Genomic DNA, 14,655 nt, shown 5'->3' with positions numbered 1-14,655 from the left:
AGGGCGCCCATCGTGTACGGGTACGAGTCCGGCATGGCCATCGCCTCCGAGCGGGGTTGCGAACCCCAGGCCTGGCAGGACGTCGTCCCCTTCGAGTTCATGCGGGCCCTGAGGAGCAGCAGTGGCCGGGGGAGCGGTTCACGAACCTCCTACCACCACTGCCTGGAGCTGCGTTCCCCCGCCGGCACCGAACTGCTCGGATTCCTCGGGCAGCGGGAGGTGGACCGGTTCGCCGAGCTGCTCGCGGCCTACGAAGTCCCGCGGGCCCAGGAGCGACTCGACCGGGGAGAGCCGGTCACCTACGGCCAATTCGCTCTGAGCGCCGCCGTGTTGACCGTCGACGGCTCGGCGCACCCGTGGCGGGACATCCACCACGTCACCATGGCCGACCGCGAGGTCGGCGTCGTCCTCCGCACCTGGGAGACGATCTCCGCGTTGCCCTGCGAGACGCCCCACCTTCGCGCCCTCCGCAGCCTGATGGCGCACCGGATCCGGAACGGCGGATCCCTTACGACCGAAGCCGAAGTCGACGCCGAGCCGGGCGGGGGCACCCAACTCCTGACCGGCCCGTCCGACCGGATCTCCGGCGATGCGGTCGGCCAGTCGCCGATCCCGCTCGTGTACACGGAAGCCCTGGTCCCGAATGTTGTCCCGTTCATGCCCAGTCTGTTTCGGGGGCATGCGGCGGGGCGCCCGCGCTTCGGGTGTCCCGCCGTGCGCCGAGGCCGGCCGGCCGCTCAGGTCCAGGCATGCGACCGGGCCGGCGACGGTGAACTCTGGCACGTGGTGCCGGTGGTGCCGAGGAGTGTGCCGAGTGCGTCGCCCAGTGGCCCGATGGCGGCCAACCTGCCGGTGTGTTCGACGAATTCGGCAGCTGCGTCGGCCTTGGGGCGCATCGACCCGGCCGGCAGGTCGAGTCGGCGCAGCTGCTCGGGGGTGGCGCTGGTGACCGGCGTGGGCCGGACGGTGCCGAAGCCGCGGAAGACGTGGGTGACGTCGGTGAGGATCAACAGGGCGTCGGCGTCCAGCCGTTCGGCGAGCAGGGCGGCGGTGCGGTCCTTGTCGACGACGGCCTCGACGCCGCGCAGCAGGCCGGTGTCGGGGTTGCGGACCACCGGGACGCCGCCACCGCCGGCCGCGATCACCACCGTCCCGGTCGTCAGCAGCGTGCTGATGGCCGGCACTTCGACGATCTCTCGGGGCAGCGGCGACGGCACCACACGCCGCAGCCGCTCGCCGTCCCGCGCGCAGCTCCAGCCGCGCTCGCGCTCCATCAACCGGGCTTGCTCCTCGGTCAGTTGGCCCCCGATGAACTTGTCCGGCAGACCGAAGGCGGGGTCACCGGGGTCGACCTCGGTGTGGGTGACCAGGGCGGTGACCGCTCGATCGGGCAGCCGGCCGGCGAGTTCCCGGGCCAGCAGGGTGCCGATCATGCCCTGGGTCTGCGCGCCGAGCACGTCGAGCGGGTAGGGCGCGCTCAGCGCCGGGTCGGTCTCGCTCTCCACGGCGAGCAGGCCGATCTGCGGCCCGTTGCCATGGGTGATCACCACCTCGTGGCCGGCGAGCGCGAGTTCGGCGAGCGAGCGGCCGGCCTCGTGGACGTGGTGCTGCTGGACGGCGGCGTCCGGGTGTTCGCCCCGCTGGAGCAGGGCGTTTCCACCGATGGCGGCGACGATGCGCATGATCAGTCCCTCCCCAGGGTGGCGACCAGGATCGCCTTGATGGTGTGCATGCGGTTCTCGGCCTGGTCGAAGACCAGCGAGGCCGGCGACTCGAAGACCTCGTCGGTGACTTCGAGGCCGTCGAGCCCGTGTTCCTCGGCGAGTTCCGCGCCGAGGTCGGTGCGGCGGTCGTGCAGGGCGGGCAGGCAGTGCAGGAAGGCGGTGTCCGGGTTGCCGGTCGCCGCCAGCGTCTTGGCGTTGACCTGGTACGGCAGCAGCTGGGCGATCCGCTCGGGCCACTGGGCGTGGTTCTCGCCCATGGACACCCACACGTCGGTGTAGAGGTAGTCCGCTCCGCGCACGGCCTCCTCGACCTCGTCGCTGAGGGTGATCCGGGCGCCGCTGTCCCGGGCGAGCCGCCGGCATTCGTCGACGAGCGCCGGGTCGGGCCACAGCTCGCGCGGAGCGGCGACGCGCACGTCCATGCCGAGCAGACTTCCCATCATAAGAAGGGAGTTGGCGGTGTTGTTGCGGGCGTCACCGAGGTAGCAGAAGGAGATCTCCTCCACCGGCTTCCCGCTGTGCTCGCGCATGGTGAACACGTCGCACAGGCTCTGGGTGGGGTGGCACTGGTCGGTCAGACCGTTGAAGACCGGTACGCCGGCGTGCTGGGCGAGGTCGGTGACGGTCTGCTGGTCGAAGCCGCGGTACTCGATGCCGTCGTACATCCGGCCGAGGACCCGGGCGGTGTCGGCGATGCTCTCCTTGTGGCCGATGTGCGAACCGTCCGGGCCCAGGTAGGTGGTGGTGGCGCCCTGGTCGGCGGCGGCGACCTCGAAGGCGCAGCGGGTGCGGGTGGAGGCCTTCTCGAAGATCAGGGCTATCCTGCGGCCGGTCAGCCGCGGCGTCTCGGTGCCCGCCCGCTTCGCGGCCTTCAGTTCGGTGGCGAGATCGAGCAGGTGGTGGATCTCGGCGGCGGTGAAGTCGAGCTCGCGCAGCCAGTGGCGGCCGTTCAGGTTGATGTCCATGGTGAACTCTTTCTTGGCGGTGGTCAGTTGGCGGGGTCGCGCTGGATCGGGCAGCTCATGCAGCGCGCGCCGCCGCGGCCGCGGCCGAGCTCGGAACCGGCGATGGTGACGATCTCGATGCCCTGCTTGCGCAGGTAGGTGTTGGTGGTGGTGTTGCGTTCGTAGCCGACGACGACCCCGGGTTCGAGGGTGAGGAAGTTGGTGCCGTCGTCCCACTGCTCGCGCTCGGCGGCCCGCACGTCCTGGTCGGCGGACAGGAAGCGGACCTTGTCCAGGCCGAGGGCCTCGGCGAGCGAGGTGGCGAGGTCGGTGTCGGCCCGCACGTCGAAGCCGGCCGCCCGCTCGGGGGCCGGGGTGAGCGTCCAGGAGCGCAACTGGTCGGCCAGGCCCGGGTAGAGGGTGAAGGTGTCCCGGTCGATCATTGTCATCACCGTGTCCAGGTGCATGAACGCCCGGCTGGCGGGCAGTCGGACGGCGATCAGCCGGTGCGCGGTGTTGGTCAGGAAGAGCTGCTGGGCGAGGGCCTCGACGGCCTGCGGGGTGGTGCGCTCGCCCATCCCGACCATGACCACGCCGGGAGCGAGGACGTGGACGTCGCCGCCCTCCAGGCTCAGGCCGCTCGGCGTGGTGGTGCCGTCGAGCAGCGGCGGGGCGGTCTCGGAGAACAGCGGGTGGAAGCGGTAGATCGCGGCGGTGTGCAGGGTCTCCCGTCGGCGGGCCGGCTTCGCCATCGGGTTGAGGCTGTAACGCGCGCCGATCCAGCAGGAGTTGTCGCGGGGGAAGAGGTGGTTGGGCAGCGGCGGCAGGGCGAAGTCCTGGCTGCCGACGGTGTGCCAGACCAGGCTGTGCGGGCTGCGCAGCGGCAGGTCGTCCTTGAGGACGCCGCCGATCAGGTACTCCGCCAGGGTCTCGGCGTCCAGGTCCGCGCACAGTTCGAGCAGCGGGTCGACCAGCGCGGGGCCGACGGCGGCGGGGTTGACGACCTGACCGAGCAGCCAGGCCCGGGCCTGCGGAAGTTCCAGGGTCTCGGCGAGCAGCCGGGCGTAGTGGTGGACGCGCACGCCGTGGTCGCGCAGCACCTGGGCGAAGGCGTCGTGCTCCTCGCGGGCGCGCTTGGCCCACAGGATGTCGTCGAAGAGCAGCTCGTCGACGTTGCGCGGGGTGAGCCGGGACAGTTCCAGGCCAGGGCGGTGCAGGATCACCTGGTGCAGGCGGCCGGCCTCGGATTCGACACGCAGGGTGGACATGGGTGGTTCTCCTCGTCAAGGGAGTGTCAGTACTGCGGGGGTGGTGAGTGCTCGGTGACGCGCGGTCGGAGCGCGGCGCAGGAGGGTGGGCAGGCCGGGCGGTGCGGGCCGCCTACGGCAGCGGCGGCGCCTCGGCAGGGCCGGTCCTGGCGGCCGGGCCGGGGACGGGAGTGAGGTCGGCCTTGGCGGCGGTGCCGTGGGCCGGGTGCGGGCGCTCCACCCAGATGTAGGCGGGGATGCCGAGCAGGACGGTGAACAGGCCGTAGTAGACGGTCTGGTAGCCGCTGCCCTGGATCGACCAGTAGGAGAAGGCAAGGGCGAGCAGCGTGATGGTGACGTCCTTGACCAGCCGCCGCCGATCGAGCTGCTCGCGGCCGTGCTGCACCAGCCAGTAGAGCTGCGCGGCCGCCGAGATCAGGTACGGGATCACCGCGGTCAGCACGCTCAGCAGCACGATCTCGGTGAACACCTTGGTGAACCGGGTGTAGCTGACCACGGTCAGCAGCGAGGCGAGCACGGTCGCCGAGACGATGCCGAAGGCCGGCACCTCGTTGCGCCCCTTGGTGCCGGCGAACACGGGCGGGAAGAGGCCGTCGCGGGCCGCCGCCATCGGCATCTCCGCGCAGATCATCGTCCAGCCGTTGAGCGCGCCGACCCCGGAGATGATCGCTGCGGCGGCGACCAGGTTGCCGGCCCAGTGGCCGCCCGCGATGTTGTTCATGGCGTCGGTGAACGGCGCGCCGGAGGAGGTGAGTTGGTCGTGCGGCACGGTGCCGAAGACGGCCAGGGTGCCGAGCAGGTAGATCGCGGCGCAGGCCAGCGTGCCGTAGATGGTCGCCCTCGGCACGTTGCGCCGCGGGTCGCGCACCCGCCCGGCCGCCACCGAGGCGGTCTCCAGCCCGATGTAGCTGAACAGCGCGATCGCGCCCGCCGCGGAGATGGCGCCCATGGCGGAGCCGCCGCTCGCGTTGAAGGCGCCGAAGTTGCCCGCCTTGACGAAGAGCAGGCCCGCCGTGGCCATGAATGCCAGCGGCAGGAACTTCAGCACCGTGGTGACCACCTGGAAGGCGCCGATGTTGCGCACCCCGGTCAGGTTGACGATCGCCGGCGCCCACAGGCCGATCAGCGCGATCGCGATCGAAGTCCCGGTGTGGTGGCCCTTGTTGACGAACACCTCGACGTAGCCGACCCAGGCGACCACGATCGCCGCGTTGCCGGCCCAAGCGGTGATCCAGTAGGACCACGCGGTGAGGAAGCCGGCGAACTCGCCGAACGCCTCCCGGGCGTAGACATACGGCCCGCCGCTGCCCGGCACCCGCTCCGACAGCCGCCCGAAGGTCACTGCGAGCGCCAGCGCCCCGATGGTCACCAGCACGAACGCGACCAGCGCGATCGGCCCGTAGGGCGCGAGCGCGGACGGCAGCGCGAACACCCCGGTACCGATGATGCTGCCGACCACCAGCGCAGTCGCCGCAGGCAGTCCGAAGGTCTTGTTCCCCTGCGCGGGTGGCTCGGCTTCTGGTCTTGCACGGTCGGGCGCAGACATGATCTGAACTCCTTGGGCGATGGGCCGGGACGCGGTGAGGGTTGGCGTCCGCCACTGGAGATCCTCGACCGGCGAGGCGAAGCAACCCAGGGACCGACGGTCCCTGATCGTGCCGTCACCGGTCCCAGCCGCAACGGCCCGAAGGCCCCGCCTCCCGACCGGCAGCCGCTGTGACAGGTCTCGAACCGAACGGCCGCCACCTGCTGGTTCGCCCGTGCCGCACCCCTTCGAGGGCCTTTTCCACCTGCGCGCTCAACCGGTCCGGGACTGAGGTCCCCCGAGGTGCGGAAGGTCACCGGACCCGACCTGACAGGTCGCGAGAAGGGAACCAAGTGGTGGTGGCGCGTGGAGAGTTGCGAGAGTGGCAGGTGTGTCGGCAGAGCGCGCGGGGCGGGGCGTGGAGCACGGCAAGACCGACTGCCGGGACACGTACCCGGCGACACGTCGCGAGGGTGATCACGGAGCACGTTCGGTGAGTAGGGCAGCTTGATCGCGTGGCATCGGCCTTCGCGAGTTCACCATCAGTCGCGGGCTGCCGAGGCGGTGGCCTCCCCGCCGCACGGGGCCGACCTCGTCGACCCGGCCGGCCTCTCGCCCGGGTTGCGTGAATCGTGCTGCCGCGTCGCCCCCGACGCTCGCCGAGGGCGTCCGCGTACGGTGGCGCGGCCCGCAGTACACGGCCCCGAACGGGCCCGCCGGCCCGCCGCCGTGAGGGGGCGCCACGGCGCGCCGGGCCGCGCGAAAGCCCCGGGGGTGGTCGCGGGCAGGTCGAACACCGGGTGATCACCGGGCGGCGGATTCCGCCCGGACGGGGGCGCTGCTTTGCTGGCCTGGGGGCGGGCAGGGCGGGCAGGGCGGACGGGAGGCAGGGGAGGCATGGGGGACACCGGAACGTTGGGCGTCGCGATTGTCGGCGTGGTCGGGACGCTGCTGTCGGCGTTGTTGACGCGTCGGGCGGCCGACCGCAGTCGGCAGCGCGAGCGGGAACGGGCGCAGGAGGCGGCGGACCGGCGTCAGCAGGAGCAGCAGTTGCGTGCCTGCTTCGTCGCGTTGAACGCGGCGGCCCGGCAGTATCTGGCCGCGCTCACCGACCAGTTGCACGCGCTGGGGCACGAGCCCGACCTCCCGGACGCCCGTCGGCGGCTGACCGCGGCGCGCGACCACTTCCGCGAGGTCTACGCCGAGGCGCAGGTGCGGGTTCCCGAGCCGGTGCTCGGCCCGGCGGGCCGGTTCAGTCGGGAGCTGGGGGCGGTGTACGGCATGGTCCGCCGGCTCGACGGCGGGGTGCCCCGACCCGGGGACTCGCCGGAGGCGGTGCGGGAGCGGATCGCCGTGCTGTGGACCGCGTTGCGTCGGATCCGGGCCGAGATGAGGTTCCAACTGGGCGTGTCCCGGTCGGATGTCGGTCGATGATCCGGCAAGTCGCGGGATTCGGCTGTCGGAGGCCCGCCGGATCGGCATAGTGACGGTGGGTCAGGGAGGGCGGAGTGCCGGTGGACGAGCAGGCGGACGGCGGGATGCGCGGGCTGCGGGCCTGGGCGGCGGACGCGCAGGAGCGGGTGAAGCGGCTGCTCCCGATGGTGCGGGGAGGCCCGGCGCCGCTCGCGGACTGGGACGCGTCGGTCGCCGAACTGGAGCAGCTGGCAAGCCTGTTGGACCACGAGCCGGTGCTGCGCAGCGCGACGAGCATGTGGTGGGGCGTCGCGCTGGCGATGCGTCGCTCGGCCGGCGGCGGGGTGCCGGCCGACCGGGAACGGGCCGAGCAGTTGCTGCGCGGGGTGCGGGACCGCGGCACGGAGCTGGGGGCGGCGGCGGACGAGGAGCACCGCAAGTGGGCGGCGCTCGGGCTGATCGGCCTGCTCTCGCCGCTGGTTCCACAGGAGGGCTTCCGGGACGTGCCCGACCTCTCGGCGTTCCTGGCCTGGACCGAGCGCGCGGGGCCGGCCGGGATGACGAGCGTCGCGACGGAGATCCAGGAGCTGTCCGCGGAGGTCGCGGACCTCCCGCTGCCCCCGGACTCCGGCGCCAGTCCGAAGCAGTTGCGGCAGATGGCGGCGGCCCAGACCCCGGCCGGGATCGCCGAGGCGCTGGAGGGCATGCTCCCGGCCGGCGACCCGTTCGCGGATCAGTTGCGGCAGCTGCTGGGCGGTTTCCTCGGCCAGGCAGCGGGCCGGCCGGCCCCGACACGTCCGACACCTCCGGCGGCCGGTACGCCGAACGACGAGCGCCCCGGGCCCGTCCCGACCGGGCCGCCGACCAAGCTGACGCGCGAGGACCTCCGTCGTCTGGCCGCCGGCCTGGACGCCGTCAACGCGGCCGACGAAGGCTTGCGGGAGGTGCTCAACAGCGCCGATCCCCACCAGGGCATCAACGGCCTGCTCGGTCGGCTGCGCGCCGTCCAGGACGACATGCCCCCGGGGTTCGACCCGACCGACTACCTGGAGGGGGTTCGGGCGCTGCTCCTCAACGTCGGGGGCGCGGCCGGCGGCACGCTCCAGGACCGCGAGGCGGGCGGCGGCCACCTGGCGGCGGTCCGGGACGCCATGGAACGGGTCCGGCACCGCCTGCCACCCGGCACCGGGGACCCCCGCGTCCTGGTCCGGGTGATGGAGCTGTACGGCGCGATCATGGCCACGGTGGAGAGCGCGAACGCCGACGCGGCCGAGGTGGCCGAGTTGCGGCGGCTGACGGCCGAGGCCGAGCAGTTGGCGGCGGACGCCCCCGACGACATGTTCCACGGGATGGTGGCGCTGACGCTCGGTGCGGCCCGGGCCAAGCTCGGCGTCGTCACCGGCGATCGGGAGCTGGCCCGCAACGGCCTGGCCGGATTCGACGAGGGGCGGTCCGCCTTCGAGGCGTTCGGGCCGCTGTTCGGCGGCGCCGTGCCGATCCCCGCCCTCCCCGGGCTCGATGTGCTGCGGGCCGCGCTGTCCGACGACCCGGCGGCGGCGATGGCGGCGGCCCCCGCGGGGCACGCCTCCCCGCCGGCGCACGCCTCGACGGACGAGGTCCACGCCGCGGCGCTCGCTCTCGCCGTCACGTACAGCGTGACCCGGGACCGGGCGGTCCTCGACCGGCTGATCCGCGAGTTGGAGCGGGTGCGCGACGGCATCCGCCAGGGCCGGGCGCCGCGGATCGCCGCGGAGGCGCTGTGGCAGCTGGCCGAGGCGTACCGCGTCCGGGCCGTCGAGGACGAGGACGTGTCGGACACCCGGGCCCTGACGGCCGCCCGGGAGGCGCTGGCCGCGCTCGCCGCGGACGTGCTGATGCAGGAGGGCGCCGAGCACGGGCTGGTGGCCGCCCGCGCCGCGGCCGGCCGCGGCGTCCAGGCCGCGCTCTGGGCCGCTTCCCAGGGACGCCCGCACGAGGCGGTGGCCGCACTGGAGTCGGGCCGGGCACTGGTGCTGCACGCGGCGTCCACGTCCGCCACCGTCCCCGAACTCCTGGAGCGGCGCGGGCACACGGAGCTCGCCGCGGACTGGCGGGCGGCCGCCGCGGGCGGCGGAGACCGGCCCCGTGACCGGCCAGGCGGCGGGGTGCCCGCCGAACTGCCCAGCACCCTGCGCCGCCGGGCGCTGGACGCGCTCGGCTACCGGCAGCAGGACGGCCTGCTCGCCGCGCCGACACCGGCCGAACTCGCCGACGGGCTCGCCGAGTGCGGCGCCGACGCGCTGCTCCACCTGATCCCGGGGGACGCCGTCAGCCCCGGCGTGGTGCTCGCGGTGGCGCCCAGGCTCGGGATCCGGATGGGTGTCGTGCAGCAGCTGTCCGCGGCCGGGAGCGCGCCGCTCGAACGCTACCTGGACGCCGCCGCCGAGCACCGGGCCGGGGCGGACGCCCCCGCGCTGCGGCAGGCCTGGGAGGACGCGCTCAGCGCGCTCTGCGACTGGGCCGGCCAGGTGCTCGGTCCGCTGGTCGACGGCCTGGAGCACGAACTCGGCGCCGCGGGGCGGCCGTTGCGGCTCGTCCTGGTGCCCTGCGGACGGCTCGGCATCGTGCCCTGGCACGCCGCCCGGCACCCCGAGGGCGGCTACCTGGTCCGGCGTGCGGTGGTCAGCTACGCCGCCTCCGGCGGCCAGTTCCTGCGCACGCTGCGGCTCGCGCCCCGGCCCCCGGCGGCGGCGCCGGTGCTGATCGCCGACCCGACGTACACGCTGAGCTACGCCGAGGACGAGGTGCTGGCGCTGCGGGACTCCTTCTACCCGGACGCCCGGGTGTGCGGGGACGTGCCGGGGCTGGCGGAGGACGAACTGTCCCCGGGAACGCCCGAGGCGGTCCTCGGCCACCTCGCCGACGGCCTGTCGCTGCTCCACGTGGCCGCGCACGGCTCGGCGGGGACCAGCCCCACGGCCTCGGGCCTGAGCCTGCCGGTCCCCGGCACCGTCGAACGACCGGCCGACCGGCTGACGGTCAGCCGGCTGCTCGACCGGCCCGGTGCGGCGGCCGGCCGGGAGGACGGCCCGCTGGTGGTGCTGAGCGCCTGTCAGACGGACCTGTCGACGCGTGACCACGACGAGGCGCTGACCGTCACCACCGGCTTCGTCACAGCCGGCGCGCGGGACGTCATCGGCTCCCGATGGGCCGCCTCGGACGGCGCCACGGCGGTGCTGATGGCCGTGTTCCACCACTACCTGAACGAGGACCGGCTCAGCCCTGCCGAGGCGCTGCGGTCCGCGCAGCTGTGGATGCTCGACCCGCGGCGGTCCAATCCCGGCTCGCTGCACGGCGACCTGCTCCGGGCGGCGGGCCGGCCCGACCTCGACCGGATCGTCCACTGGGGGGCCTTCATCCACCAGGGCCACCCCGGCCCCGGAGCCGCGAACGACGACACCACCAGCGAAAGGAGGACCGGATGAACGAGGACGGAACGGGCGCCGGCCGGAGCCCGGCGGGCGACCCGCTGCTCGACCTGATCCGGGAGCACCACGACAGCATCCGCGCCGCGCTCGGCGAGGAGGGGTACGCGCTGCTGCTGGAACGGCTCGCGGTGCTCGCCGCCGTGGCCGAGGGCGACGACCGGGGCCGGCGGCACGCGATGCAGGGCGTCCGCCGGGCGCTGCGGCCGCTGCCGTTCGACCACCGGGTGAGCGTCGCGCTGGAGTCCTGGCGGCTGACCGCCGCCCCGCCCGAGCCGGTGGACGTCTCCGCGGCGCGCGAGCTGCTGGCCTGGCTGTCGGCACCCGCCTTCGAACCCGAACCCGAACCCGAAGCCGAAGCCGAAGCCGAGGCTGGACCCGAAGCCGGACCCGAAGCCGAACCCGCGCTCCCGGAGACCGGGACCCGGCCCGGCCACCTGCTGCTCGGCGTCGGGACGTTCTCCGCGCAGGAGACCCGGGACCGCTGCGGCGGCCCGCCGCCGGTCGAGCTGATCCGGGTGACGGCCCCTCGTGAGGGCGACCGCTACCCGCGGTTCCAGTTCGTCGACGGCGTCGGGGCCCCGCGCCAGGTGGTGCTGGAGGTCAACCGGCTGCTGCTGGCCGACATCGACCCCTGGGGCGCCGGGACCTGGTGGCTGAGCGAGAACAGCTGGCTGGGCGGCACACCCGCCGACCTGCTCGGCCTGCTGCCCGACCACCGACTGGTCGGCGCGGCCACCCAGCTGGTGGAGGGGGAATGATGAGCGAGCGCACCTTCGACCCGACCGGGTTCTTCCCGAGGACCGGCAGGCTGCTGTGTCCCAACTTCCACACGGTCGCCGCGGGCACCGAACTGTGGCGGGTGCACCACTCCAAGTACGCGCCGAACCAGTTCAACGACCGGCTGTCCGACATCCACTTCGACGGGGGCCGGTTCGAGGGCACCGTCCTAGACCCGTACCACTACCTCTACCTGGCCGGCAGCCCGGTCACCGCGATGGCCGAGAGCCTGCTGCGCTCCGTGCCCTACAGCGGCCGGGACGGCAAGCGGGAGATCCTCTACGCCGCGGCGCACGGACGCTCGCTCAGCTGCCTGCGGGTGCGCCACGACCTGGCGCTGGTCGCGCTGCGCACCGGTGCGGACCTGGCCGCCGTCCGGCAGGATGCCTCGCTGCTGGAGGACGAGCGGAACTACGCGGTGGCCCGGCGCTGGTCCAGCGAGATCCGGGCCCAGGCGCCGAACGCGCAGGGCCTGCTCTGGGACTCCCGGCGCAACCGTGGCGAGGACGTCATGGTGCTCTACCGGGACCGCGTCGAGCAGGGCGACGGCGGGCCGCTGGAGGTGGTGGCGGAGCGGAGCATCGCCGACCTCGGCTCCCGGGAGGGCCTGAAGCAGGCCAACGAGCTGCTGGAGCCGCTCTGGGCGGAGATCTCCGTCCCGGTAGGGTGGTGAGCCCGGCCGGTCAACCGGCGCTGCGCACCGGCTACTTGTCCGCCCCCGCGCCGTGATGCCATGGTGGGCGCATGGCCGCGCCCGTACCTGACCCAGCGTCACTCGTGTCCGAACTCAAGGAGGTCAGGCGGGCCGGGCCGGTCCGTCTGCGCGGCCGAGCGCTGCCCGCCCTGGAGTCGGCCGCGGACGCGGTGGTCCCCTCCACCGCCGGGACCGCCGGTGCGGCCGTCGAGTCACTGCTGCGGCTGGCCGTGTCGCAGCTGGACGCCGGGACGCTGCGGACCGCCGCCGAGTACACCCTCGGGTTGGCCCCGGGCACCCGGGACCGGCCGGCCTCCGAGCGCCGGGCCCGGGCCGCCGAGGTGTACCGGGTGAGCGTCGAACGGTTCCGCAAGGACCACGAGGTGGTGGTCCTGGAGCAGGTGGCCGAGCACATCCTGCGGCTCGCCGCCGCGCCCGCCGCCGCTCCCGCGCCGACCGCCGGGCCGGGCGGCGGCACGCACCGCACCGTCCGCTGCCCGGCCGGCGGACGGCAGGTGGAACTCACCCTGCACGTGCACCCGGTGGACCTGCTGCGCGAGGTCGACGTCGTGGTGTCCCCGTCCAACCTGCACTTCGCGCTGCCCGAGCCGTACAAGTCCTCGGTCGCCGCCTCGCTGCGCCGGGCCTCGGCCCGGCACGGGGTGACGGGTGACGTGCTGGCCGACCCGGTGCAGGACGAACTGCGCGCCTGGGCGGCCGAGCACGGGGTCGCCGGGCGCGCCGTGCGGCCCGGAACGGTCGCCGCCACCGGCTCGGGAGCCCTGGCCGAGCAGGGAGTGCGACGGATCTACCACGCGGCCGTGGCGGTGCCCCGGGCCGGCACCAACGACTACGACGTGCTGCCCACCGACGTCACCCGGGCCGCCGCCCGGGCACTCGCCGTCCTCGCCGAGGAGCACCGGCGGTTCGATCCGCCGCTGCGCTCGATCTGCTTCCCGCTGCTCGGCTCGGGGCGCGGCGGCCTGCCGCACGAGGTCAGCCTGGCCGCCGTCTGGGCGGCCGTGGAGGCCGAGTTGGCGCGCGGCGCGCAGTGGGAGGTGCACTTCGTGGTGCGCACGCCCGAGGCGGCGGCGCTGGTGGAGCGGATCCCGGCCGGGCTCCGCCCGGCCCACGACCGGAGGCCGGCGGGCTGACCGGGGCCCGGCCGGGCGGAGCACGTCACCGCAGCACCCGGGCCCGCGCCGGGGCCGTGCGCTGCGCCGGGACGGCGCCCCGGGGCCGGGGCCGGACCCTCGGCCTCCGGCTGCCGGCCAGGCACCAGCGCAGCAGCGGCGCCACGCTCTCGTGCAACTCGGGCTCGGCGCCGTCCTCCTGAGGGTCGCTCAGCACGGAGGCCGTGAAGAAGAACCGGACCTCGCGGAACTCCAGGCTCATGTTCTCCAGCAGGCCGCCCAGCCCCAGGTGTTCCGTCAGCCACCGCCGAGCCGCGTCGCTGTCGTCCTGCCGGGGCAGGCCGGCCGGCCCGTCCAGGGCCTGTTCGAGCAGGTCCGCCTTGCTGATCGCGACGGCCAGTCGGCAGCGCTTCAGCGGCACGCCCATCGCCCCGATGGCGTTGACCGCCGCCGCGAACACGTCGCCGGGGCGCATGTCCGAGGCGAGCGTGCGGTCCAGCCGGTCCGCCTGCGCCGGGCCGAGCTGGTTCCAGAAGTCCGGCACGGCGAGCGGGTCGAGGACGAACAGGAAGGTCCGGGCCGCCCGCGCGTAGCGCAGCGCGTCGGTCTCCTCGCGCCGGACGAACCGCTCGCCGGCCGTGTCGAACAGGTGCAGCAGCCGGGGCGGCCGGCCGCGGTCCAGCAGCACCGAGTAGCCGCGGCGCAGTTCGGGCGGGGTGGCGCGAGGGTGGCCGCTGATCTCCAGCACCTCGCGCAGCAACTGGTAGCGCTCCTCGGTCTCCCGGTCGGCGAGCCGCCCGTGCGCCCGGCCGTCCGGGTCGGGCCGCTGGAGGAGCGTCAGGATCGCCGCCATCAGCTGGGTCTTGCCGGCCGCCCGGCCGCCGATCAGCGGCAGCGCGAACTCGGCGAGCCGACCGGTCTCGGTGCTCAGCTGCCGCCCGCAGGTGGCGTGGGTGCAGTAGCCGGGCAGCCGGTAGCGGCCGCCGAGCAAGGTGGTGGGCAGCCGCCGGCCGCAGGCGCACCGGCGGTGCAGCAGCCCGTACCGGCCCGGGCGCAGCTCGGTGTGCCGGCGCCGGCAGTCTTCGTCGGAGCACTCGTGGACGGGCCGCCGGACCCGGTCGAAGCAGTGCGGGCAGAGCACGCCCTCGTGCAGGTTGCGGATCCGCAGGAGCACGAGGTCCACGCCCGCCAGCAGGACCGCCGCCAGCCGGACGCCGCCCTGCAGCAGCAGGATCACCAGCCAGTGCAGCACCATCAGCACGCCCAGCAGCCCGGCGGCGAGGCCCAGGCCGACCGCCAGGCCGGCGTAGAGCGCCAGGCCGAACGGCACGGTGACGGGCCGCAGGTCGGCCGAGCTCTGCTCGATCCGGTCGGTGACGGTCCGGAAGGCGGTGGCGGCGGTCCGCCGGACCCGCCGGTGGCCGTGCGTGCCGATCAGCAGCAGGTCGCGCTGGGCGGGGCCGAACCAGTAGCTGCGGTGCGCCGGTTGGGGTTCGTCGTCGGGGCGCGGCAGCGGACGGGTCTGGAACTCCGGTTCGTGCCGGCGCAGCACCGCGTCGAGCAGCCGGGCGTGCCCGAGCAGCAGCAGGGCGACGAGGTGCAGTGCCTGTGCGGCCGCCACGATCGGGGCGACGAACACGACGAAGAGGGTGAGAGCGGCGAGGTAGGCGAGGAAGGCCAGGACGACGCCGACGAGTTCGGCCAACGGAC

At 74.3% G+C, this 14,655-nt stretch carries 11 protein-coding genes; 5 read left to right on the top strand and 6 right to left on the bottom strand.

Annotated elements, in window-relative coordinates; genetic code table 11:
• Positions 1–138 precede the first annotated feature (138 nt).
• From ACI1MP_RS09480 to ACI1MP_RS09460, 5 genes are all read right to left on the bottom strand, one after another.
• Positions 139–783: a hypothetical protein gene (locus ACI1MP_RS09480; protein ID WP_404868331.1), complete on the bottom strand. Its 645-nt coding sequence runs from the start codon at positions 781–783 to the stop codon at positions 139–141.
• Positions 738–1,682 (bottom strand): carbamate kinase, encoded by a 945-nt coding sequence (locus tag ACI1MP_RS09475; RefSeq protein WP_380338969.1) that lies wholly within the window; start codon positions 1,680–1,682, stop codon positions 738–740. Before ACI1MP_RS09475 ends, ACI1MP_RS09480 begins: the two co-directional genes overlap by 46 nt.
• A 2-nt stretch (positions 1,683–1,684) precedes the next feature.
• The gene (gene argF / locus ACI1MP_RS09470; protein ID WP_380338971.1) at positions 1,685–2,689 is read right to left on the bottom strand and encodes an ornithine carbamoyltransferase; all 1,005 of its coding nucleotides are present in this window, start codon (positions 2,687–2,689) and stop codon (positions 1,685–1,687) included.
• A 23-nt stretch (positions 2,690–2,712) separates the two neighbouring features.
• Positions 2,713–3,936, bottom strand: coding sequence for an arginine deiminase (locus tag ACI1MP_RS09465; RefSeq protein ID WP_404868330.1), 1,224 nt, complete (start codon positions 3,934–3,936; stop codon positions 2,713–2,715).
• A gap of 112 nt (positions 3,937–4,048) precedes the next feature.
• Positions 4,049–5,395, bottom strand: coding sequence for an APC family permease (locus ACI1MP_RS09460; RefSeq protein WP_404870783.1), 1,347 nt, complete (start codon positions 5,393–5,395; stop codon positions 4,049–4,051).
• 963 nt (positions 5,396–6,358) lie between these two features.
• Between ACI1MP_RS09460 and ACI1MP_RS09455 the strand changes: the two genes are divergently transcribed.
• The 5 genes from ACI1MP_RS09455 (at position 6,359) to ACI1MP_RS09435 (ending at position 12,966) form a co-directional block, all read left to right on the top strand.
• On the top strand, positions 6,359–6,895 hold the full coding sequence (locus tag ACI1MP_RS09455) for a hypothetical protein (protein ID WP_380338977.1): 537 nt from the start codon (positions 6,359–6,361) through the stop codon (positions 6,893–6,895).
• A gap of 80 nt (positions 6,896–6,975) precedes the next feature.
• Positions 6,976–10,338, top strand: coding sequence for a CHAT domain-containing protein (locus ACI1MP_RS09450; protein WP_404868329.1), 3,363 nt, complete (start codon positions 6,976–6,978; stop codon positions 10,336–10,338).
• Positions 10,335–11,099: a hypothetical protein gene (locus ACI1MP_RS09445; protein WP_404868328.1), complete on the top strand. Its 765-nt coding sequence runs from the start codon at positions 10,335–10,337 to the stop codon at positions 11,097–11,099. Before ACI1MP_RS09450 ends, ACI1MP_RS09445 begins: the two co-directional genes overlap by 4 nt.
• Complete coding sequence (locus tag ACI1MP_RS09440) at positions 11,099–11,791, top strand: RES family NAD+ phosphorylase (protein ID WP_404868327.1); 693 nt, start codon at positions 11,099–11,101, stop codon at positions 11,789–11,791. Before ACI1MP_RS09445 ends, ACI1MP_RS09440 begins: the two co-directional genes overlap by 1 nt.
• A 71-nt stretch (positions 11,792–11,862) precedes the next feature.
• Complete coding sequence (locus ACI1MP_RS09435) at positions 11,863–12,966, top strand: hypothetical protein (protein WP_404868326.1); 1,104 nt, start codon at positions 11,863–11,865, stop codon at positions 12,964–12,966.
• A 25-nt stretch (positions 12,967–12,991) separates the two neighbouring features.
• Here the strand turns inward: ACI1MP_RS09435 and ACI1MP_RS09430 are convergent, their stop codons facing one another.
• The gene (locus ACI1MP_RS09430) at positions 12,992–14,650 is read right to left on the bottom strand and encodes a hypothetical protein (protein WP_380338991.1); all 1,659 of its coding nucleotides are present in this window, start codon (positions 14,648–14,650) and stop codon (positions 12,992–12,994) included.
• Positions 14,651–14,655 lie beyond the last annotated feature (5 nt).

This window comes from Kitasatospora griseola (assembly GCF_044999035.1).
GTDB lineage: Bacteria > Actinomycetota > Actinomycetes > Streptomycetales > Streptomycetaceae > Kitasatospora > Kitasatospora griseola.
The sequence above is the reverse complement of the archived record's forward strand: the minus strand, read 5'-3'. Positions and strand labels throughout refer to the sequence as shown.

Coding starts and splice junctions, on each gene's coding strand:
- ACI1MP_RS09475 (WP_380338969.1), bottom strand. CDS start 1,682: ATGCGCATCGTCGCCGCCATCGGTGGAAACGCCCTGCTCCAGCGGGGC.
- argF (WP_380338971.1), bottom strand. CDS start 2,689: ATGGACATCAACCTGAACGGCCGCCACTGGCTGCGCGAGCTCGACTTC.
- ACI1MP_RS09465 (WP_404868330.1), bottom strand. CDS start 3,936: ATGTCCACCCTGCGTGTCGAATCCGAGGCCGGCCGCCTGCACCAGGTG.
- ACI1MP_RS09455 (WP_380338977.1), top strand. CDS start 6,359: ATGGGGGACACCGGAACGTTGGGCGTCGCGATTGTCGGCGTGGTCGGG.
- ACI1MP_RS09445 (WP_404868328.1), top strand. CDS start 10,335: ATGAACGAGGACGGAACGGGCGCCGGCCGGAGCCCGGCGGGCGACCCG.
- ACI1MP_RS09440 (WP_404868327.1), top strand. CDS start 11,099: ATGAGCGAGCGCACCTTCGACCCGACCGGGTTCTTCCCGAGGACCGGC.
- ACI1MP_RS09435 (WP_404868326.1), top strand. CDS start 11,863: ATGGCCGCGCCCGTACCTGACCCAGCGTCACTCGTGTCCGAACTCAAG.